General features: G+C 59.0%; 16 protein-coding genes. 8 read left to right on the top strand and 8 right to left on the bottom strand.

The window, feature by feature from the left end:
• The first annotated feature begins 88 nt into the window (after positions 1-88).
• Positions 89-1,666: a glutamine-hydrolyzing GMP synthase gene (gene guaA, locus BK662_RS11240; protein ID WP_007903619.1), complete on the top strand. Its 1,578-nt coding sequence runs from the start codon at positions 89-91 to the stop codon at positions 1,664-1,666.
• A 76-nt stretch (positions 1,667-1,742) separates the two neighbouring features.
• Here guaA and BK662_RS11235 read toward each other — a convergent pair whose 3' ends face one another.
• Together BK662_RS11235 and treR are read right to left on the bottom strand one after the other, a co-directional pair.
• Positions 1,743-4,712: a membrane-targeted effector domain-containing toxin gene (locus tag BK662_RS11235; RefSeq protein WP_123358099.1), complete on the bottom strand. Its 2,970-nt coding sequence runs from the start codon at positions 4,710-4,712 to the stop codon at positions 1,743-1,745.
• A 99-nt stretch (positions 4,713-4,811) separates the two neighbouring features.
• Positions 4,812-5,516, bottom strand: a complete 705-nt coding sequence (gene treR, locus BK662_RS11230) for a trehalose operon repressor (RefSeq protein ID WP_123358098.1) — start codon at positions 5,514-5,516, stop codon at positions 4,812-4,814.
• A gap of 237 nt (positions 5,517-5,753) precedes the next feature.
• On the opposite strand from treR, the gene treP reads away from it, so the two are divergent.
• The 5 genes from treP to BK662_RS11205 all read left to right on the top strand — a co-directional run bounded on the left by treP (position 5,754) and on the right by BK662_RS11205 (position 13,282).
• Positions 5,754-7,196, top strand: coding sequence for a PTS system trehalose-specific EIIBC component (treP, locus tag BK662_RS11225; RefSeq protein WP_123358097.1), 1,443 nt, complete (start codon positions 5,754-5,756; stop codon positions 7,194-7,196).
• Between the two features lie 117 nt (positions 7,197-7,313).
• On the top strand, positions 7,314-8,963 hold the full coding sequence (gene treC / locus BK662_RS11220) for an alpha,alpha-phosphotrehalase (protein ID WP_123358096.1): 1,650 nt from the start codon (positions 7,314-7,316) through the stop codon (positions 8,961-8,963).
• A gap of 107 nt (positions 8,964-9,070) precedes the next feature.
• Positions 9,071-10,294 carry a maltoporin gene (locus tag BK662_RS11215; protein ID WP_123358095.1) on the top strand — a complete coding sequence of 408 codons (1,224 nt, stop codon included), beginning with the start codon at positions 9,071-9,073 and terminating at the stop codon, positions 10,292-10,294.
• 160 nt (positions 10,295-10,454) lie between these two features.
• A complete protein-coding gene (gene ptsP / locus BK662_RS11210) occupies positions 10,455-12,989 on the top strand; it encodes a phosphoenolpyruvate--protein phosphotransferase (RefSeq protein WP_123358094.1) in 2,535 nt (844 codons plus the stop codon).
• A 2-nt stretch (positions 12,990-12,991) separates the two neighbouring features.
• Positions 12,992-13,282 (top strand): PTS sugar transporter subunit IIB, encoded by a 291-nt coding sequence (locus tag BK662_RS11205; RefSeq protein WP_123358093.1) that lies wholly within the window; start codon positions 12,992-12,994, stop codon positions 13,280-13,282.
• Positions 13,283-13,731: 449 nt separating this feature from the next.
• Here BK662_RS11205 and BK662_RS11200 read toward each other — a convergent pair whose 3' ends face one another.
• Positions 13,732-14,055: a hypothetical protein gene (locus BK662_RS11200; RefSeq protein ID WP_123358092.1), complete on the bottom strand. Its 324-nt coding sequence runs from the start codon at positions 14,053-14,055 to the stop codon at positions 13,732-13,734.
• A 795-nt stretch (positions 14,056-14,850) separates the two neighbouring features.
• On the opposite strand from BK662_RS11200, the gene BK662_RS11195 reads away from it, so the two are divergent.
• Both BK662_RS11195 and tadA read left to right on the top strand, forming a co-directional pair.
• The gene (locus BK662_RS11195; RefSeq protein ID WP_123358091.1) at positions 14,851-16,227 is read left to right on the top strand and encodes a multicopper oxidase family protein; all 1,377 of its coding nucleotides are present in this window, start codon (positions 14,851-14,853) and stop codon (positions 16,225-16,227) included.
• Positions 16,227-16,724: a tRNA adenosine(34) deaminase TadA gene (gene tadA / locus BK662_RS11190; RefSeq protein ID WP_008014671.1), complete on the top strand. Its 498-nt coding sequence runs from the start codon at positions 16,227-16,229 to the stop codon at positions 16,722-16,724. Before BK662_RS11195 ends, tadA begins: the two co-directional genes overlap by 1 nt.
• 132 nt (positions 16,725-16,856) lie before the next feature.
• On the opposite strand, the gene cmoB is transcribed toward tadA, so the two are convergent.
• The 5 genes from cmoB to lon form a co-directional block, all read right to left on the bottom strand.
• Complete coding sequence (cmoB, locus tag BK662_RS11185; RefSeq protein ID WP_123358090.1) at positions 16,857-17,813, bottom strand: tRNA 5-methoxyuridine(34)/uridine 5-oxyacetic acid(34) synthase CmoB; 957 nt, start codon at positions 17,811-17,813, stop codon at positions 16,857-16,859.
• Entirely contained in the window at positions 17,810-18,589 is a 780-nt protein-coding gene (gene cmoA / locus BK662_RS11180) for a carboxy-S-adenosyl-L-methionine synthase CmoA (protein WP_177409423.1), read from the bottom strand. The genes cmoB and cmoA overlap by 4 nt, the downstream gene beginning before the upstream one ends.
• A gap of 125 nt (positions 18,590-18,714) precedes the next feature.
• Complete coding sequence (locus BK662_RS11175; RefSeq protein WP_123358089.1) at positions 18,715-19,359, bottom strand: lysoplasmalogenase; 645 nt, start codon at positions 19,357-19,359, stop codon at positions 18,715-18,717.
• Between the two features lie 2 nt (positions 19,360-19,361).
• The gene (locus tag BK662_RS11170) at positions 19,362-19,754 is read right to left on the bottom strand and encodes a protease inhibitor I42 family protein (RefSeq protein ID WP_123358088.1); all 393 of its coding nucleotides are present in this window, start codon (positions 19,752-19,754) and stop codon (positions 19,362-19,364) included.
• Between the two features lie 202 nt (positions 19,755-19,956).
• Positions 19,957-22,374, bottom strand: a complete 2,418-nt coding sequence (lon, locus tag BK662_RS11165) for an endopeptidase La (protein ID WP_123358087.1) — start codon at positions 22,372-22,374, stop codon at positions 19,957-19,959.
• Positions 22,375-22,481: the final 107 nt, after the last annotated feature.

Here is a 22,481-nt window from a genome sequence, read left to right as displayed (position 1 = left end):
CCAGCAATAAGTTAAGTAACCGGGGCTGTTTTCAGCCCCGAGTTGTTTCTGATTCTCTTCACCGAACTGCATAGACGAGACTGACCACATGGCCCTCGACATTCACGCCCACCGCATCCTGATCCTCGACTTCGGTTCCCAGTACACCCAGCTGATTGCCCGCCGCGTGCGTGAAATCGGCGTGTACTGCGAACTGCATCCGTTCGACATGGACGACGAAGCGATTCGCGAATTCGCTCCAAAAGGCGTCATTCTCGCCGGCGGCCCCGAGTCCGTGCATGTAGCCGATAGCCCGCGCTGCCCGCAAGCGGTGTTTGACCTGGGCGTACCGGTCTTCGGTATCTGCTACGGCATGCAGACCATGGCTGAACAGCTGGGTGGCAAGGTCGAAGGTTCCGAGCTGCGTGAGTTCGGTTATGCCCGCGTTGACGTGGTCGGCAAGAGCCGTCTGCTCGATGGCATCGAAGACCACATCGACGCCGACGGCCTGTTCGGCCTCGACGTGTGGATGAGCCACGGTGACAAGGTCACCAAGATGCCGGAAGACTTCCACATCCTGGCCAGCACCCCGAGCTGCCCGATTGCCGGCATGTTCAACGATGCTCGCGGCTACTACGGCGTGCAGTTCCACCCGGAAGTGACCCACACCAAGCAGGGCGGTCGCATCCTCTCGCGCTTCATCCTCGACATCTGCGGCTGCGAAGCCCTGTGGACACCTTCGAAGATTGCTGAAGACGCCATCGCCCAGGTCCGCGCCCAGGTTGGCACCGACAACGTATTGCTCGGCCTGTCCGGCGGCGTTGACTCCTCGGTGGTTGCTGCGTTGCTGCACAAGGCCATCGGCGACCAGTTGACCTGCGTCTTCGTCGACAACGGTCTGCTGCGCCTGCACGAAGGCGAGCAAGTGATGGCCATGTTCGCCGAGAACATGGGCGTCAAGGTGATTCGCGCCAATGCCGAAGACCAGTTCCTCGACAATCTGGCAGGCGAAAGCGACCCGGAGAAGAAGCGCAAGATCATCGGCCGTACCTTCATCGACGTTTTCGATGCCCAGTCCAACAAACTGGATAACATCAAGTACCTCGCCCAAGGCACCATCTACCCGGACGTGATCGAGTCGGCTGGCGCGAAAAGCGGCAAGGCTCACGTGATCAAGTCGCACCACAACGTGGGCGGCCTGCCGGAAGAAATGAACCTCAAGCTGGTTGAACCGCTGCGCGAGCTGTTCAAGGACGAAGTCCGTCGTCTGGGCCTGGAACTCGGCCTGCCGTACGACATGGTCTACCGTCACCCGTTCCCGGGCCCGGGCCTGGGTGTGCGGATCCTCGGTGAAGTGAAGAAGGAATACGCCGACCTGCTGCGTCGCGCCGACCACATCTTCATCGAAGAACTGCGCAAGGCCGACTGGTACCACAAGGTCAGCCAGGCTTTCGTGGTGTTCCAGCCGGTGAAATCGGTTGGCGTGGTTGGCGATGGCCGTCGTTACGCCTGGGTCGTTGCCCTGCGTGCCGTGGAAACCATCGACTTCATGACCGCGCGTTGGGCACACCTGCCTTACGAGCTGCTGGAAACTGTCAGCGGCCGGATCATCAATGAAATCGAAGGCATCTCCCGCGTCACTTATGACGTGTCGAGCAAGCCGCCAGCGACGATTGAGTGGGAATAATCCCGGTCTGATGGATCGTCCGTAACAACTGGAAGGCCGTGTGAAATTCAATTTCACACGGCCTTTTTGTTTGTGGTTACAGCAAGGGTTTTGACCAGCCCGCCAGTTTCATTCCCATTTGGTCGAGACCTTTCAGGAGGGCCGGTATGCTGTTAAAGCGTTGGCTGTTCATGGACCCCCAGGAGGGACGCTCAATGTAATAACGCCCGCCCGTTTCTTCGATGGCTGTTCGTACGATTGAATTGTCTTTGCTGCGATGTACAAGAAAGAGGCTCCGTGGCTCCTGCTTCAACGTGTACGTACCAGGACTGCTTAGAAGATTTTCAATCTCGGGCATCGTTCGTGCTGCCCATGGTATTTCGACTTGCAACAGCAGGTCGCTTTTAACCCTGCTCGATGATGAACCGATATTTCCGTCCAGCAATGTTCTGCCTGGATCGACTTCAATACCCTTTGAAGTACCTTCGGCGACATCCTCAATCCGTATGCCGATGGCTTCTTCCATCTCACTGACGCCCGCGACACCTTCAAAGGTGTTGGCATGACTGTTCCCCATCAGTGCAACCCATTTGTGCGCACCCTGGGCCGCCTGGTCGGCACGTATAACCTCTCTGGCGTAGAAGTTCATCATTTTCTGGCGCGCTGTACTAGCGGTGCGAGATTCGCTTGAGGCAACCCTCATGCCGGTCAGCCGGTAGCTGGCCATGCAATCGATTGCCTGGACCCTGACCCCGCTTTTGTTTGCCGCCCTGACGACTTCCAGAAATGTGTAACGTTTTAGCGGATCGGTCATTTGGCCGGCGTCGAGGCCGTTGAGATACTTTTCAAGCGATGCAGGCATCACTTTGTTTTCGAAGAAAAAGTCCAGATCCACTTGGTGGAAGTCTGTCAGCAAGTGCTCCATATAAAGTGTTTTAACGTTTCTTCGAGCTAATGTGTCCATGTTGTCGATGAGGAACTGTTTACTGCCGATTTCGCTATGGCTTTCGCCGACGACCAGGCCGCGGGCGTCTTCAAGGACGGTTTGGATAATGGTTTCACCGTCGGAGGCCGCTGCCAGTAGGGGCACCGGTGGCCTCGGGGGTAGCTGAGGGTTTTCGTAAAATTGGCTGGCATCCTGATAAAGCCGCTTCCTGATGGCCTTGAAATCCCTGTAGGGATCGACCTCGCTCATGGAGTCAAAAACATCCATCAGGGCCCGGTCTTCTAAGCCTTGCGCAGCATTGGTCAAAACGTCCCTGAGTTGCAGGGGGACATCATAAGTCGACAACCGGGGCGGGGGCGTGCCGGTGGTGGCAGCTTTTCCGCCGCCCACGAGGCCGTTTCGAGGCACCGTTTCCCAAAGACCTTCTTCAGTCAGGCGCACGGGAATCGACTCCGCAAAGGCGTCTGGGTTTTCCGGATTGATGATTGCCCAATGGCCTGGTCCGTTGACGTTATTTTCATAGCGTACGTAATAGGCGGTGTCGTTCATCATGATTGCAGTCGACGGGTTCGACTGCAGTTGATAGATCCCCTGGAACTTCCCGATTTCGCGGTTGGGTGTTTCGCCTTCGAGCAATTCATTGGCTTGCCAGTTATTCGGCACCGGAGGACGCTGTCCGTACTCGGACAGACCGGGCGAAATATCTTCCAGCAAAGGCCCTGCTGCTCCCGTTTCGTTGGTGATATCTGTTTCGGGGGCCGTTTCTTCATACACAACCGATTCGATGGCTTCGCCCGCTTCAGCACCGCCTTCAGCCAGGCTGCCCGCCCCTTTGAGAAATGGCAGATTGAAGAGCGCATCAATGGCACTCAAGACCGCGCCGATTACCCCGGCCTTGCGTTCGGAGGACGTCTTGCCATTGACTGCCTGGTCGACGTTGAGCCCCATGTTGGCAAGGCTGGCGCCGATCACCGGCAAGGCGACGGGCCAGCCAACCACAGCCATTGGCCCAAATACCTTCAAGCCTGCGCTCAGGTAGCCAATCCATAACCGTTTGCGCAGGTCGCCATTAGAGGTCAACGACAGGTCGGCCTCGGCAGACATTGCGGTCCTTGCCGCGTTGCGCAGCCAGGTGAATGCATCCCCTGTCACGAGCTGGTCTTTCTGGTTGATCAAATGGTGATCCCCGCGACCCCAGGTGCTCACCAGTCGATCCATCAGGTCGGTTATGTTTTGATTTATTTCCTGGCGGTCAGCCAGCGCAAAATGATTCAGGAACGTCTGACGGTTGAATGGATCGTTCATCTGACCCAGCATCCACCAATGCATGTCCGTAGGGGTTTCGAGTACCTGGAAAGCCTGGGTTTGCCCGGGAACGTAAAGTATCTGTCGGCCGTTGCTGTCGACGATTCGCAAAATGTCGGTGGCAACATGACCGGCAATATCCAGTGCGCAGACTCGCAGGCCGGCGCCGCTCAAGGTTTCGGTTTTCAAAGTTTGCAAACTGACGGGCCACGACAGAGAGCCGATGACAGCCGTGAGCACTGACTGAAAATCAACAACACTCAACTGACCGTTCTCGCGAGCCTCAATGGCTTTACTCAGAAAACTGCCTTTGGCCAGGGTGCGGAAATCGTCTGAGTAATCTGTCCAGAATGCATGCAGCTTATTGCGATAGAGGTCGCTGAAGTTAATGCCCCAGAAGTCCTTCAGCACTTCGCTGCCATGCAGACGAACTTCATTGCGCTCGTCAAAGATATCGGTTTGCGGGCCGGCCGAGTAAAAGCCGCCGTAAAGATCCAGCAGGTCGGCATTGTCCTGATCCGTGGCACGAAAACGGTGGATCACCAGTTGCGTCAAGGTCAGCGATTCATAGGGCTTTTCAAAGGTGTGCTCCCAGCCGGTAAAAGTCCGCGAGTTGCTTTGGGCGGTTTTGAACCGGTGGTAGTACACGTGATCCGGGTCGAGATCCGCCACGCCAAGCTTCTTCAACAAGTCGGTGGCGAGTTCGTGAGCGGTGTCCTGCAGGCTCGGGCAGTTGAGCACCACCTGGGTGGCAATGGATTTGAGGATGGCCTTGTCTGCCGCATTCGGCAGCTGGCGGTTTTCGGTCGATGTCATGCGTTCTTCTCCTTGAGAAACAGGCGGCAAACATGACCTGTTTACGCAAGGCAAGTGCACTACATAGTTATGCCCACATCCGAAGCTGAATCGTGTAGCTCAACGCCGCGCCACATCGGAAAAATAGAACTTGTCCAGCGTATGACGCGATTGGGTGTATTCGAACTGCCGTCCATCCTGCAAAAAAGTCTGGTTGCTAACCACAATCACATGACTCTGGCCGTCCAGGTCCAGATGCTGCTGATCATCCTTGCTGCACGGTACGGCTTCGATAGTTCGTTGGGCGTAGGCGATTTGCAGTTGCAGGGTCTGCTCGATGAAGGCGTAGATCGATTGTTCGGCGATATCGCGGGACAGGCCGGGAATCACGTCGCTGACGAAATGGTTGATGTCGAGGATCACCCGTTTGCCGTCGATCCGCCGCACTCGCTTGATTCGTGTGATCAGGCTGCCTTCTTTGGCCTTGATGTGTTCGAGCAGTGGGCCTTCGAGGGGTATTTGTGCGAATTCGACCACCTCGGTGCTGACGTCATTGCCCAGTCGTGGGTAGGTTTCCTGGAAGCTGACGATGCCGCCGAGCTGAAATTCGATCGGGTTGGTCGACAGCACGAAGGTGCCTTTGCCATGGACTTTCTGGGCGAAACCGCGCTCCTGCAATTGCTCGATGGCCTTGCGCACGGTGCCGCGGCTGGCCTGATAGCTGTCCATCAGTTCGGTTTCGGAAGGCAGTCGTGCGCCGCGCTCCAGACGTTCGGTCGTGATGCTGGCAAGCAGATCGCTGTAGATCTGGTTGTATTTACTCATGGGGATGGCTCTGTGCCGCGCTGTGCTCAAGGTTTTGAACCTTAAGGGCAGGGTAGGGGTTTGTCCATGCGGCTTTGGGTTTCTTTGACTTCGGAGGTAGGAAATGTCGCCGCCTGTCGGGTTCAGGGTAAACAAAATCAAACTCGTCTGTACGAGTTGTTGCAATAACTCGTACAGACGAGTACTTTCCGCTTCGGCGTGCTGCCAATAACAAAAAACTACAGTGGAAGAACAAGCATGAGCCACGACTATCCGAATATCGCCTCTGAGCTGTTGCACAGCCTCGGTGGCAGCGACAACCTCGAGCAGGCCGCGCATTGCGTCACACGGCTGCGCCTGGCCCTCAAGGACCCGAAACTGGTCGACAGCGCCACGCTGAACCAGATCGATCTGGTCAAGGGTTCGTTCTTTACCGGTGGCCTGTTCCAGGTGGTGATCGGCCCCGGCGAAGTGGAAAAGGTCTACGCCGAGCTGCGCCGGCAAACCGGTCTCGCCGCCTCGACCATCGCCGACGTTAAACAAAAAAGCGCTGACAAGATCCACCCGATGCAGCGATTGGTGCGGGTGTTTTCCGACGTGTTCATGCCGATCCTCCCGGCGCTGATCATTGCCGGCCTGTTGATGGGCATCAACAACCTGATCGGCGCCAAGGGCATGTTCATCGAGGGCAAGACCCTGCTGGACGCCTACCCCAAGCTTGACGGGCTCTGGAGCCTGGTCAACCTGATGGCCAATACCTCGTTCGTGTTTCTCCCGGCGCTGGTGGGCTGGTCGGCGGCCAAGCGTTTTGGCGGCAGCGAAATCCTCGGCATTGTGCTTGGCCTGATGCTGGTTCACCCGGATCTGCTCAATGCCTGGAACTACGGCAAAGCGGTGGCCGGGCTGGAGGGGCAGAGCCTGCCGTACTTCGACATCCTCGGTATGTTTCAGATCGAGAAGGTCGGTTATCAGGGGCAAATCCTGCCGATCCTGCTGGCGGCCTATGTGATGAGCGTCATCGAAAAGTGGCTGCGGGCGCGGGTGCCTAACGCGGTGCAATTGCTGGTGGTGCCGATCACCACCATCGTCGTCACCGGGGTGCTGGCGCTGGCAGTGATTGGCCCGGTAACCCGCCATCTGGGGATTCTCATCACCGAAGGCGTGGTCGCCCTGTTCGACCTGGCGCCCATGGTCGGCGGCGCGATTTTCGGGCTGCTCTACGCACCGTTGGTGATCACCGGCATGCACCACATGTTTCTCGCGGTCGACCTGCAACTGATCTCCACCCAGGGCGGCACTTTCATCTGGCCGATGATCGTCATGTCGAACCTTGCGCAGGGTAGCGCGGCACTGGCGGTGTTCTACATGACCCGCAGTGTGCGGGACAAAAGCATGGCCTCGACCTCGGCGATTTCTGCCTACTTCGGCATCACCGAGCCGGCCATGTTCGGGGTCAACCTGCGCTACAAGTTTCCGTTCTATGCGGCCCTGATCGGCTCGGCGATGGGCTGCATCTTCCTGTCGCTGAACAAGGTCCAGGCTTCGGCAATCGGTGTCGGCGGCTTGCCCGGTTTCATCTCGATCATTCCGCAGTTCATTCCGATGTTCGTGGTCGGGATGGTGATTGCCATGGTCGTGCCGTTTGTTCTGACCTGCGGGTTGAGCATGAGGATTGTCCGGCCTGGGTATCGGGTCGCTTGATAGATCGCTATCGCGAGCAGGCTCGCTCCCACATTGGAATGCGATCAACTGTGGGAGCGAGCCTGCTCGCGAAGGGGCCCTCAAGCCCAATACAAAACTTATTGAAGGAATCCCGCCATGCAAGACTGGCAACGTTCGGTGATCTATCAGATCTACCCGAAGAGTTTTCACAGCCACGCCGGCAACCCCACAGGGGATTTGCTCGGCGTCGTGGCCAAGCTCGACTACCTGCACTGGCTGGGTGTCGATTGCCTGTGGATCACGCCGTTCCTGCGTTCGCCCCAACGCGACAACGGTTACGACATCAGCGATTATTACGGCATTGATCCAAGCTACGGGACCATGGCCGATTGCGAGTTGCTGATCGCCGAAGCCGGCAAGCGCGGGATCAAATTGATGCTCGACATCGTGGTCAATCACACCTCGATCGAGCACACCTGGTTCCAGCAGGCCCGCAGCAGCCTCGATAACCCTTACCGCGATTTCTACATCTGGCGCGACCAGCCGAACAACTGGGAATCCAAGTTCGGCGGTTCGGCCTGGGAGTACGAGGCCCAGACCGGTCAGTACTACCTGCACTTGTTCGACCACACGCAGGCCGACCTGAACTGGGACAATCCCCAGGTGCGCGCCGAAGTCTTCAAGATGATGCGATTCTGGCGCGACAAAGGCGTGGGCGGTTTCCGACTGGACGTGATCAACCTGATTTCCAAACCGGCGGATTTCCCCGAGGACAACAGCGACGGTCGACGCTTCTACACCGACGGCCCGAACGTCCATGAATACTTGCAGCAGATGCACCGCGAAGTGTTCGAAGGCCATGACCTGATCAACGTCGGCGAGATGTCATCCACCAGCCTGGAACACTGCATTCGCTACTCGCGACCGGAGTCGAAAGAGCTCTCGATGACCTTTAACTTTCATCACCTGAAAGTTGATTACCCGAACCTGCAAAAGTGGGTTCGCGCCGATTTCGACTTCCTCGCACTCAAGCGCATCCTCTCCGACTGGCAGACCGGGATGCAGGCTGGCGGCGGCTGGAACGCGCTGTTCTGGTGTAACCACGATCAGCCGCGTGTGGTCTCGCGTTTTGGTCATGACGGTGAGCATCGGGTGGTGTCGGCGAAGATGCTCGGCACGGCGCTGCATTTCCTGCAGGGCACGCCGTTCGTGTACCAGGGTGAAGAGCTGGGCATGACCAATCCGGGCTTCGATCACATCGATCAGTACCGCGATGTCGAAACCCTGAACATCTTCCGGCTCAAGCGCGAAGCCGGTAGCAGCGACGCCGACAATATGGCGGCGATCATGCAGAAGTCCCGGGACAACGGTCGCACGCCGATGCACTGGAACGCCGAGCCGAATGTCGGTTTCAGTGCGGTCGAGCCCTGGATCGGCGTGCCGGCCAACGCGGCGCAGATCAACGTCGCGCATCAACTCGACGATCCGGATTCCGTGCTGCATCACTACCGTCAGCTGATTGCCCTGCGCCGCCGTGAAACGCTGATGTCCGACGGCGTGTATCGGCAGTTATTGTCTGAGCACACGCGAATATGGGCGTATATGCGTGAAGGTCATGGCGAGCGTTTGCTGGTGCTGAACAACTTCTACGGCGCGCCGTGCGAAGTTGAACTGCCGGATGAGGTGATCAGCGAAGCGATGGCTCGACGTCTGGTAATCAGCAACTACCCGGACTGTCCGGATCGAAGCCGACAGGTCTTTTTACGGCCTTATGAGTCGTTCGTTCTGCACCTGAGCGACCACTAACGCTTAACCAATAAAAACACCGTTTTAAAAAACACGCAGAACGCTGCGCGGGGGAGTTTTGCGCGCCGTTTTTGCTGCATCACACAATAAAAATAATGAGGTGGTTCTTGAAAACAACAATAAATCGCAGCCTTGTGGCGGCGGGCGTGTGCCTGGCATTACCACTGTCGGCCCAGGCGCTGGAATTCGCCGGTTACTTGCGCAGCGGCGTCGGGACCTCGGTTAACAGCGGTAAACAGCAGTGTTTCCAGCTGCCGGGAGCGCAGACCAAATACCGCTTGGGTAACGAATGCGAGCAATACGCTGAACTTGAATTGCGCCAGGACCTGTACACCCTGGACGATGGTTCGGTGCTCAGCGTCGACGGCATGGCATCGTTGTATAACCAGTACGACAAGGACCTGACGTTCAACGGCGACAACGGCTCGGTGCGGCTGCCGCAGCTGTATGCGCAACGGTCGAACATGCCCAGTCTTAACGGCGGTTCGCTGTGGGCCGGTCGGCGTTACTACAAACGGAACGATATCCACATTTCCGACTTCTACTACTGGAACCAGAGCGCCACCGGCGGCGGTATCGAAGATGTGCTGATCGGTGATCTGAAGTACAGCTACGCCTTTTCGCGCAAGGACAACCTGTACCAAAAGGACTACATCAACCGTCACGATTTCAACGTCGCCGGCTTCAACACCAATCCTGGCGGTGAGCTGGAATTCGGCTTGAGCTACATCGACAAACCCGACAGCCTCGACGCTCATCACGGTTGGGCGATTACCACCCAGCATGTGCAGAAGGGCTTTCTGGGCGGCAAGAATAAACTGGCCTTTCAGTACGGCGAAGGTCCGGGCACCGGGTTGGGCTATACCGGTAACGTGAAGCTGGATGACAGCAGCAAAAGCTACCGGGTGGTGGAGTTCTTCGACTGGCAAGTGACGCCGCGTTTCGGCGGGCAGGTCGAAGCGGTCTACCAGAAAGACATTCGCCCGGACGGTGCCGACCAGAACTGGATTTCCCTTGGGATTCGTCCGGCGTATGCGATCACCGAGCAGTTCAAACTGGTGACCGAACTGGGCCACGATCAGGTTGAAGCCACGGGCGGGACGCGCAAGCTGAGCAAGTTCACCTTCGCCCCGACGTGGTCGCCCAAGGGCCCGGAATTCTGGGCGCGCCCCGAGGTGCGTCTGTATTACACCTATGCCAGCTGGAACGAGGCGGCCAAACGGGCGGCCAATGAACTGGCGGCGGGCTCGGCGTTGTCCGACACCGGCACCTTCGGCACGGCGCGACACGGTTCGAACGTCGGATTGCAGGTCGAGTATTGGTGGAAATAAACGCCGCATAACCCCGTAGGAGCTGCCGAAGGCTGCGATCTTTCTCTTGGGCTCACTTGAATCTCAAGCGGAAGATCAAAAGATCGCAGCCTTCGGCAGCTCCTACCAGGTACCGCGAGATCGCAAGCGTCTTTTAAAGAACAAAACAGCAGGTGACGTCATGGCCACACCCCAACAATTGCAACTGCTGGCACCTTTGTCCGGCGTGCTGATGCCGCTGGACCAAGTGCCCGATCAGGTGTTTTCCAGTCGCGTGATCGGCGACGGTCTGTGCATCGATCCGACTTCGCAAACCTTGCATGCACCGCTGGCTGGCGTGATCAGCAATGTGCAAGTCAGTGGGCATGCCGTCAGCATCACCGACGACAATGGCGTGCAGGTGCTGATGCACATCGGCCTCGATACCGTGAACCTGGCCGGCAAGGGTTTCACCCGGTTGGTGGAGGAAGGTCAGCGGGTGGCGGTGGGGCAGGCGCTGATCGAGTTTGATGCCGATTACATTGCCTTGAACGCCCGCAGTCTGTTGACCTTGATGCTGGTGGTCAGCGGCGAGCCGTTCACCTGGCTGACGCCCGCAACGGGTGTGGTGGAAAGCGGTCAGCCACTGCTGAGTTTGAATCCATCCGAAGTGGCGGTCGATGAGCCGATGCCGGAAGAGGGCGAGGCGCTATTCTCCAAACCGGTGACGCTGCCCAATGCCAACGGCTTGCACGCGCGCCCTGCGGCAGTGTTTGCCCAAGTGGCGAAAGGTTTTTCGGCGAGCATTTGCCTGCATAAACAGCAGGGCAGCGCGAACGCCAAATCCCTGGTGGCGATCATGGCTTTGCAGACCGCCCATGGTGATGTCCTGCAGGTCAGCGCGGCGGGCGCGGATGCCGAAGTGGCGATCAAGACGCTGGCCGAGTTGCTGGCCGCCGGTTGCGGGGAAGCCGTGACGGTGTTGGCAGAAGTTGAGACGGTTGCCGTTGAGGCCTCATCGCTGAAGATGCTGCGCGGCGTCTGTGCCTCGCCGGGGTCGGCGTTTGGGCAGGTGGTGCAGATTGCCGAGCAGCCCCTTGAGGTGAGTGAGTTCGGCGTCAGTTCTCAGGTTGAGCGTGAGCACCTGTCCCAAGCGTTGGCGGCAGCGATTCTGTCCTTGCAGCAGTTGCGAGACAAGGCCACGGGTGACGCCCAGGCAGACATCTTCAAGGCTCATCAGGAACTGCTCGAAGACCCAGGCCTGCTGGATCAGGCCCTGGCACTGATCGATGCAGGCAAAAGCGCCGCTTTCGCCTGGCGTGCGGCCACCGAGTCGACGGCAGCCTTGTTCAAAAGCCTGGGCAATGCCTTGCTGGCCGAACGGGCCGCAGACCTGGCCGATGTCGGTCAACGGGTGCTCAAGCTGATTCTTGGCGTGGAGGATCGTGCGATGGAGTTGCCGGACGGGGCGATTCTGATTGCCGAGCAACTGACGCCCTCCCAAACGGCTGGCCTGGACACGCATAAGGTGCTGGGGTTCGCCACGGTCGGCGGTGGCGCTACCAGCCACGTGGCAATTCTCGCGCGGGCCTTTGGTTTGCCGGCGATCTGTGGGTTGCCGGTTCAGGTGCTGACACTGATCAATGGCACCCGGGTTTTGCTCGATGCCGACAAAGGCGAACTACAACTGGATCCTGACCTGGCTACCATTGAGCAGTTGCAAGCCAATCGCCAGCAACAAAAGAAGCGCCAGCAATATGAGCTGGCACATGCAGGGCTGGCTGCCTGTACCCGTGATGGGCATCACGTTGAAATCACCGCCAATATCGCTTCGCTGGCCGAAGCCGAACAGGCCATGGCGCTGGGTGGCGAGGGCGTCGGTCTATTGCGTTCGGAATTTCTTTATCTGGATCGCAATCACGCGCCGAGCCATGACGAGCAGGCCTCCACCTACAGCGCCATCGCCCGTGCCCTGGGGCCGACGCGCAATCTGGTGGTGCGGACCCTGGATGTCGGCGGTGACAAACCATTGGCCTATGTGCCGATGGACCATGAAACCAACCCGTTTTTGGGTATGCGCGGGATTCGTTTGTGCCTGGAGCGTCCGCAGCTGTTGCGCGATCAGTTCAAGGCAATTCTGAGCAGCGCCGGGCTGGCGCGCCTGCACATCATGCTGCCGATGGTCACGCAGTTGTCGGAGTTGCGGCTGGCTCGTCAGCTACTTGAAGAAGAGGCGCTGGCATTGGGCCTCACTGAATTGCCGAAGCTGGGGATCATGATCGAAGTACCGGCGGCGGCGCTGATGGCTGATCTGTTTGCGCCCGAGGTGGATTTCTTCTCCATCGGCACTAACGACCTGACCCAGTACACCTTGGCCATGGATCGCGATCACCCACGGCTGGCCAGTCAGGCCGACAGTTTTCATCCGTCGGTGCTGCGCCTGATCGCCAACACTGTGAAAGCCGCTCATGCCCATGGCAAATGGGTCGGAGTGTGCGGCGCCCTGGCTTCGGAAAAACTGGCGGTGCCGCTATTGCTGGGACTTGGGGTGGATGAACTGTCGGTGAGCGTGCCGTTGATTCCGGCGATCAAAGCGGCGGTTCGCGAAGTGGACCTGCTGGATTGCCAAGCCATCGCCCAGCAAGTACTGGGGCTGGAAAGTGCCGAGCAGGTACGCGAGGCATTGCGGCTGCACCATGAGGCGACGGTCGATACTTCACTGGTTCTGGAGAACTGAGCATGTTCGAGAAAATGCAGCGGGCGTTCTGGAAAGCGTTGACGCCGGACCTGGTGGTGGATGAGCCGAAAGTGGTGGCTCAGCCTGTTTGCAGTTTGGCCGCGAATGTCGTGGCCGCGCTTGGCGGTATGGATAACCTCAAGTCGCAACAGCCGGTGGCGCTGACCCGGGTGCGGGTGGAATTGCGGGATATGACGCAAATGGATCGGCAGGCGTTGACGGTGGCAGGGGTGCCGGGAGTGATGATGCTGGAGGATGGAGTGGTTCATCTGGTCACCGGTCTTCAGCCATAACCGGACCTTTGTGGTGAGGGGGCTTGCCTGTGGCGAGGGAGATTGCTCCCGTTGGGCCGCGCAGCAGCCCCAAAAAACCTGAGGCCACTACAAAACCCTGTGGCGAGGGGGCTCGCCCCCGTTGGGTCGCAGCGCGGCCCCTCTCTCGACACAGAAGCATAAGAAGGCCTCTCGTAGGAGCTGCCGAAGGCTGCGATCTTTTGATCTTGCCCTTGTGGCGAGGGAGCTTGCTCCCGCTGGGCTGCGCAGCAGCCCCAAGAAACCTGAGACCACCACAAAACCCTATGGCGAGGGAGCTCGCCCCTGTTCGACTGCGCAGCAGTCGCCAAACCAAACACCGCGGTATGCCTGGCAAAACCGGGCTGCTGACTTTGGGGCCGCTCCGCAGCCCAGCGGGAGCAAGCTCCCTCGCCACAGGCAAGCCCCCTCACCACAAAAGCCACTCGGCTCTAGTCCGAAGGCCGAGCCCGCAACCGCCGCCCAATCACATCCAGCACATCACACCCATCCCGTAACGGAATGGCGCAGAGTAAAGCGAAGTCGCTGAGAATCACCGAATCGCACTCGACTGAGCCGCGCATGGACAGGTTCTCAAGCACCTGAGTGACTGCACGAATTCGATAGCTGGCGGCGTCGGTCAAAACATCGAGCGGCGCGTGGGTATCGACGAACAAGGTGGGCATGTCATTGCAGTTGCCGGTGAGTGCCATGAAGCGGTTGTCGGGGTGGGGAATTGGTTTTTCGTAGGGTGGATCAGGGTGAAGACTTTTCATTATTGAAACCTCTGGTAGTAAATGGTCGCTACCATCGGCCTTCCTACAGGCTTGGGTGGCAGCTATGCGCGGGGTAGGAATATCGAGACCAGAGGACAAACTCGACCACGCCGAAGCGTGCCCGCGCATAGCCGCCGCAACTGATCTTACGGACGCACGTTGATCGCCGCAATTCAGGTAATGACGCCAAAGCGCTTTCTCTAGTCTTGAAGGGTTCCTACACCCTGCCACTGAAATTTCAGTGGCCACCAGAGACTATCGTTGGAAAACATTTCACACCAGTTCATGGAAACCGCTACGAGTTGAAGGAAACTTCCGATGACTTTGCCCAGAATTTCACCGTCTGTAAGACCGCCTTCGCGGGCAAGTCTCGCTCCTACGGAATCGAGGCAGACCGCCAAATATGGGAAGACTTCAATCCTGTAGGCAGAAAATTAGGCGCGGGGACTTTGCGGGGGATCGATCAGGAAAGAAGTCGGGAAAGGTGGAAATAGATGTAGGGTAATTCGCTGATTAACAGCGACTAAATAACGTTCAGCGAAACGGCCCCAAATTCTGTAATCGCATTGCATCTGACACGTCGTGCGAGCCCTAAAAGATCGCAGCCTTCGGCAGCTCCTACAGGTGTACGCCGATCAAATGTAGGAGCTGCCGAAGGCTGCGATCTTTTAAAGGACCTTGCCACGGGCTGTGACCATCCGCCGCGCTGCCCTTACTGTTTCTCAACCGCAGGTGTATCGTATTCGCCTTTTGCAGGCCCCGTGCCTGTGGTTGATACGTGAGGTAGTTGAGTTCATGTCCTTTACCCGTCGCCAAATCCTCGGTGGCCTGGCCGGTCTTGTTGTCGTTGGTGTCGGAGCCGGTGGCGCGTCGCGTTACTGGCTGGGCAAAATGGCCGACGCTGATGCCGGCCACGACTATGAGCTGATCGCCGCACCGTTGGACGTCGAACTGGTGGCTGGGCACACAACCCAGGCCTGGGCGTTCGGCCCGTCGGCGCCGGGCACTGAGTTGCGCGTGCGTCAGGGTGAATGGCTGCGGGTGCGCTTCATCAACCACCTGCCGGTGGCGACCACCATTCACTGGCACGGCATCCGCCTGCCGCTGGAAATGGACGGCGTGCCGTACGTGTCGCAGTTGCCGGTGCTGCCGGGCGAGTACTTCGACTACAAATTCCGTGTGCCGGACGCCGGCAGCTACTGGTATCACCCGCACGTGAATAGCAGCGAAGAGCTCGGTCGCGGATTGGTCGGCCCGTTGATTATCGAAGAGCGCGAGCCCACCGGTTTCAAATACGAAAAGACCTTGAGCCTCAAGAGCTGGCACGTCGATGAAGAGGGCGCCTTCGTAGCGTTCAGCATTCCTCGCGAAGCGGCCCGTGGCGGCACGGCGGGGGGCTTGTCGACCATCAACGGCGTCTCGCAAGCGGTGATCGACTTGCCCGCCGGGCAGATCACTCGCGTACGGTTGCTCAATCTCGACAATACGCTGACGTACCGCCTCAACATCCCCGGCGTCGAAGCGCAGATCTACGCGCTGGATGGTAATCCGATTGAACCGCGCCCACTGGGCAAGGAATACTGGCTGGGTCCTGGCATGCGCATTTGCCTGGCGATCAAGGCACCGCCGGCTGGCGAAGAGTTATCCCTGCGCAATGGCCCGGTACGCCTGGGCACCTTCCGTTCAGTGGCGAACACCGATGCGCCAACCGAGTGGCCGCCAGCACTGCCCGCCAACCCGGTGGCCGAGCCGGACCTGGCCAATGCCGAGAAACTCAACTTCAATTTTGAATGGGTAGGCTCGGTGTCGGTCAATGTCGAAAACGGCAAGCCGCCAAGCCTGTGGCAGATCAACGGCAAGGCCTGGGACATCACCGACAAGACCTGCGCCGATCGACCGATTGCCAAGCTCGAAAAGGGCAAAAGCTATATTTTCGAATTGAAGAACATGACTCAGTATCAACACCCGATCCACCTGCATGGCATGAGCTTCAAGGTCATTGCCTCGAACCGGCACAAGGTCATCCCGTACTTCACCGACACGTACCTGTTGGGCAAGAACGAGCGTGCGCAAGTGGCGCTGGTGGCGGATAACCCCGGGGTCTGGATGTTCCACTGCCATGTGATCGACCACATGGAAACCGGCCTGATGGCCGCCATCGAGGTGGCGTGATGCGTCAGATTCGCCCCGCAGCGATTATCGACCGCAGCCGTGATCGCGATTTCATGCGCGAAGCCCTGGCCCTGGCCGCACAAGGCGCGGCGCTGGGTGAAGTGCCGGTGGGCGCGGTGCTGGTGCAGGACGGTGAAATCATCGGGCGCGGGTTCAATTGCCCGATCAGCGGCAACGACCCCAGCGCCCACGCCGAGATGGTCGCGATCCGCGCCGCGGCTCAGGCCGCCAGCAACTATCGCCTGCCGGGCAGTACGCTTTACGTGACGCTGGAGCCGTGCAGCATGTGCGCCGGGCTGATCGTGCATTCGCGGATCGCGCGGGTGGTGTATGGCGCGCTGGAACCCAAGGCCGGGATTGTGCAGAGTCAGGGACAGTTCTTTACCCAGGGCTTTTTGAATCACCGGGTGTTGTATGAGGGTGGGGTGTTGGCGGAGGAGTGTGGCGCGGTGTTGAGCGAGTTCTTCAAGGCCCGAAGAGCCAAGCCAGCAGACTAGAACACAAATCAAATGTGGGAGCGGGCTTGCTCGCGAAAGCGGTGGATCAGTCAACATCTTTGTTGAATGTTAGTCCGTATTCGCGAGCAAGCCCGCTCCCACAGGTTTATCTGGTGTCTGGAAGATGGGGGGTTACTTGCGGGCGACGATGACGGCCCGCATCGGCGCCGGCAGTCCTTCAACCGTTTTGCTGTGATCTTCCGGATCAAGGAAGTCGCTCAACGACTGATACTTCATCCACTCCGTCCCGCGTTGTTCCTCGACCGTGGTCACGCTCACATCCACGCAACGCACGTCGCTGAACCCAGCCCTACGCAGCCACAGTTCCAGCGCCGGCACCGATGGCAGGAACCACACGTTACGCATCTGCGCGTAACGGTCTTCGGGCACCAACACCTGCTGCTGATCGCCTTCGATCACCAGCGTCTCCAGCACCAGTTCACCGCCCTTGACCAGGCAATCCTTCAGCGCCAGCAAATGCTCGATCGGCGAGCGGCGGTGGTAGAACACGCCCATGGAAAACACCGTGTCGAAGCCTTCCAGATTGGGAGGGAGATCCTCAAAGGGAAACGGCAAGTGCCAGGCATTGGGCTCGGACAGGTAACGCTGCACGGCCTGGAACTGGCAGAAGAACAGCCAGTTGGGGTCGACGCCGATCACACTGTCGGCACCGGCGCCGAGCATGCGCCACATGTAATAACCGTTGCCGCAGCCGACATCGAGGATGCGTTTGCCTTTCAGGTCCAGGTGCGGAGCTACCCGGGACCACTTCCAGTCCGAACGCCATTCAGTGTCGACATGCACGCCGAACAGGTCGAACGGGCCTTTGCGCCATGGCGACAAACCCATCAGCGCGGTGCGCATTTGGGCGCGGGTTTGGTCGTCGCAATCGGTGTCCAGTGTCAGACCGTTCAACAAGTCGACTTCGCTTGGCTGAATCTTCGGTAGCGCGTCCAGCGCGCTCTGCCAGCGTTCCAGGTCGCCGTGACCTTTTTCCATTTTCTTGTCGAGTTGCGCTTGCAGGGTGTTGGCCCATTCGGCCAGCGGGGTACCGGCCAGGCGGCGGGCGAGGGGAGACAGATCAATCATGGCAAGGCAATCAACGAGGCAAAGTTAAGACACTGGAACCACGGCACGACTTTCGAGAACCCGGCGGCCAGAAGGCGCTCGCGGTGTTCTTCGAGGCTGTCGGGCTTCATGACGTTTTCGATGGCGCTGCGCTTCTGGGCGATTTCCAGTTCGCTGTAGCCGTTGGCGCGTTTGAAGGCCACGTGCAGGTCGGTGAGCAGCGCGTGTTCTTCAGGGTCGTTGAAGCGCAGCTTCTCCGAGAGGATCAGCGCGCCACCGGGCAACAACGATTGGCGGATGCGTGAGAGCAGCGCGGTGCGCTGGTCCGGGGCAATGAATTGCAGGGTGAAGTTCAGCGCCACCACCGAGGCCGGCTGGAATTCCAGGGCAAGGATGTCGCCTTCGATTACTTCCACCGGCAGCAACTCCTGGAACATCGAGTCCTGGCCATTGAGGTACTCGCGGCAACGCTCGACCATGGCGGCGGAGTTATCCACAGCGATGACGCGGCAACCGTCGGTGCGCACATGGCGGCGCAGGGCCTGAGTCACCGCGCCGAGGGACGAGCCCAGGTCGTAGAGCACGCTGTTGGGCTGGGCAAATTGCGCGGCGAGCACGCCGAGGTTTTCCACGATGGTCGGATAACCCGGCACCGAGCGCTTGATCATGTCCGGGAATACCCGAACCACGTCCTCGTTAAAGGCGAAGTCAGGCACCTGGGTCAAAGGCTGGGCGAAAAGGCGATCGGATTCTTTGCTCACGGCGGTTCCAGCGGCGTAGGTGGAAAAGGCTGGCATTTTAGCCAAATTGACGGGGGGATGCGCGGGTTGTCTGATAAAGCGCAAATCAAAAGATCGCAGCCTTCGGCAGCTCCTACAAGGGATTGCATTCCAAAGTAGGAGCTGCCGAAGGCTGCGATCTTTTAACCGGTTGAACGTGGTTTCTGGGTGAACGCCGACGCCGCAATCCCCCATTGCCCCAGCCAGTAGCTGAGGATGATCAGGTAAGGCGCGGCATGGAATGGCATCACAAACCGGTTAATGCCAATCACGCTGTCAGAAAACACAAACACCACCGCGCCCGCCGCCGCCAGCAGCGCCGAGCGTTTGGGCACGTCGGTGCCGAGTCGGGCCAGAGCGCGCCAGAGCATGGCGCTGATGGCCAGCCCGTAGACGATCACCGGGATCAGCAGCGGTCCCAAGCCATTGGAAATCAGAATCCCCAGCAGCACCGCGCCCACGCTTAACGCGAGGATCAACGGCAGCAGCGCCAGACGCCGACAATCGCTCAAATAAGCCTTCAGATACGCCAGATGCGCGACCAAAAATGCCCCAAGGCCAAACACGAACAAATCTTGCGGCCATGCCAGCAGCACGTCGCCGACCAGGGAGAAAATCAAACCCAGGCTGATCCAGCGTCGATAGTCACTGGGCGGTGCATCGTGCAACCAGCCGAGCAGGGCCAACACTGGCAACGGTTTGACCAGCAGGCACAGCAACGCGGCATGCACGCTCAGGCCATACAGAAAGGTCACCGCGCCCATCAGCGCCAGAATCAGCCAGCCCACAATCAGTTAACCGCGATGGCGCAGTCGAAGGTTTTTACCGCCGGTACTTCGGGTGCCCACGGCTGTGAATAAGTCAGCCGCAAGCGGCCAGTGCCGCTGGCAAAGGCCTGGAAGCGCCAGGTCGAGAGGCCGGCGCTGCCGACAATTCCGGCATCTTCCGGGTTGCTATAGACCTCGGGGCTGAGCGCATGCAACACGCCACCGGCCGAATCCTGGATCGCCCAGCGGTAACCCGTGGTCGGGTTGCTTGGCAGGGTCAGGATCAGGTTCTGCCCGTTGTTCAGTTGCACCGGGCATTCGCTTTGTTTTTCCACGGTCACGTTCTGTTTCGATTGCGTGGCGCAAGCGCTCAGCAGGGCGAGGGCGAGGGGGATCAACAGGCGGGTGGGGGACATAAGATCAGTGGCTCCGGCATTCACGACGAACGGCGAGCATAACTGAAGATGAGACAAAGTGTGACAGCCAGACCTGAGGTAACGAGAGTTTGGCGTCGTGAGTGCCGACGTCATCGCGAGCAGGCTCGCTCCCACAAGGATTGCATAAACCTGTGGGAGCGAGCCTGCTCGCGATGGCGGTTTTGTTGGCGCTACATGATGTTCAGAAGAGAATCTTCGCCACATCCGCAAAGCGCTTGGCAAAATGCACGGTAATCCCTTCCTTCAGATAATCCGGCAACTCTTCAAAGCTTCCACGGTTGGGCTCCGGCAGGATCAACTCGAAAATCTTCTGCCGCCGCGCTGCAATCACCTTCTCGCGCACGCCACCAATCGGCAGTACATGCCCGGTCAGCGTCAATTCACCGGTCATGGCCACGCCTTTTTTCGGCGACTGATTGCGGGCGAGCGAGAGCAGGGCGCTGGCCATGGTCACGCCGGCGCTCGGGCCGTCTTTCGGCGTGGCGCCTTCCGGTACGTGGAGGTGGACGAAGGCTTCGTCGAAGAACGTCGGATCGCCGCCAAATTGCTTCAGATTGGAGCTGACGTAGCTATAGGCAATTTCTGCCGACTCTTTCATCACTTCCCCCAGTTGGCCAGTGAGTTTGAAGCCACGGTTGAGGGTGTGAATGCGCGTGGCTTCGATCGGCAGTGTGGCGCCGCCCATGCTGGTCCAGGCCAGCCCGGTGATCACGCCGATGCCGGACAGCACTTGCTCGTTGCGGAATACCGGTCGGCCGAGGGAGGCTTCCAGGTCTTTCGGGCCGAGTTTGATCACTGCTTTCGGTTCGTCGAGCAGCTTCATCACGGCTTTTCGCACCAGTTTGCCGAGGTTTTTTTCCAGCTGCCGCACCCCGGCTTCACGGGCGTAGCCGTCGATCAAGGCTTTCAATGCGTTGTCGCTGATGCTCAGGCTACCCTTGGACACGCCGGCTTTCTCAAGCTGTTTCGGCCACAGGTGACGCTTGGCAATGGCGACTTTCTCTTCGGTGATATAACCCGACAGACGAATCACTTCCATCCGGTCCAGCAACGGGCCGGGAATCGAGTCCAGGGTGTTGGCGGTGCAGACGAACAATACTTTCGACAGGTCCAGACGCAAATCCAGATAGTGATCGAGGAATTCGACGTTCTGTTCAGGATCGAGGGTTTCCAGCAACGCCGAAGCGGGGTCGCCCTGGTAGCTCTGGCCCATTTTGTCGATCTCGTCGAGCATGATCACCGGGTTCATCACTTCGACGTCTTTCAACGCGTGGACGAGTTTGCCCGGTTGCGCGCCGATGTAAGTGCGGCGATGGCCCTTGATCTCGGCTTCGTCGCGCATGCCGCCGACGCTGAAGCGATAGAACGGCCGGCCCAGGGTTTCGGCGATGGATTTGCCGACACTGGTCTTGCCCACGCCCGGTGGGCCCACCAGCAAGACGATGGAGCCGCTGATCTCGCCTTTATAGGCACCGACCGCGAGGAATTCGAGGATGCGGTCCTTGATGTCGTCGAGGCCGGCGTGGTGTTTGTCCAGCACCTTGCGTGCGTGTTTGAGGTCGAGTTTGTCCTCGCCGTACACGCCCCAAGGCACCGAGGTCGCCCAGTCTAGGTAGTTGCGGGTCACCGCGTATTCAGGTGAACCGGTCTCGAGGACCGACAGTTTATTCATTTCCTCTTCGATGCGTTTCTGCGCCTGGGGCGGCAACACCTTGCCCGTCAGGCGTTGCTCGAACTGCTCGATGTCGGCGCTGCGATCGTCCTTGGTCAGGCCCAGCTCTTGCTGGATGACCTTGAGTTGTTCCTTGAGGAAGAACTCGCGCTGATGCTCGCCGATCTTGCGGTTAACTTCGGCAGAGATTTCTTTCTGCAGGCGCGCGACTTCGACTTCCTTGCGCAGCATCGGCAGGACTTTTTCCATGCGCTTGAGCATTGGCACGCAGTCGAGCACTTCTTGCAGCTCGCTGCCGGTGGCCGAGGTCAGCGCGGCGGCGAAGTCGGTCAGCGGCGACGGGTCGTTGGGGCTGAAGCGGTTGAGGTAGTTCTTCAGCTCTTCGCTGTACAGGGGGTTGAGCGGCAGCAGTTCCTTGATCGCGTTGATCAGCGCCATGCCGTAGGCCTTGACCTCATCGGTCGGCTCAGTGGGCTGGTGCGGGTATTCGACTTCCACCAGGTACGGCGGGCGATGGTGTTTGAGCCAGGTTTTGATGCGCACCCGGGTCAGGCCCTGGGCGACGAATTGCAGTTTGCCGTTTTCGCGACTGGCGTGGTGGACTTTGACCAGGGTGCCGTATTCCGGCAGGGCTTTGGTATCGAAGTGGCGCGGGTCTTCCTGGGGAGCGTCCATGAAGAACAGGGCCAGGGAGTGATGATCGGATTGGCTGACCAGTTCGAGGGTTTCGGCCCACGGCTCTTCGTTGACGATCACCGGCAGTACTTGCGCCGGGAAGAAGGGCCGGTTGTGGATCGGGATGATGTAGACCTTGTCCGGCAGGTTCTGGCCAGGCAGGGCGAGGCCTTTGCCGGTGGAGTGGTGTTCGACGTTGTCTGTTTCGGCGTATTCGCTCGTGTCTTCGGGGAATTCTTGCTGGTCGGTCATGGGGCACCTGCGCAATAGGGTATGGGTCTTAGATGGGGCAGGTGGGGGGTGGTTTCAATGGCTCTGGATATTTCAGCGTGTGTGTTCAGGGGTTTGACAGCGCCCAC

Origin of the sequence: Pseudomonas frederiksbergensis, assembly GCF_003732275.1 — a bacterium.
Taxonomy (GTDB): Bacteria; Pseudomonadota; Gammaproteobacteria; order Pseudomonadales; family Pseudomonadaceae; genus Aquipseudomonas; species Aquipseudomonas frederiksbergensis_H.
Note: the sequence above shows the minus strand (reverse complement) of the source record. Positions and strands in the feature narration are given on the sequence as shown.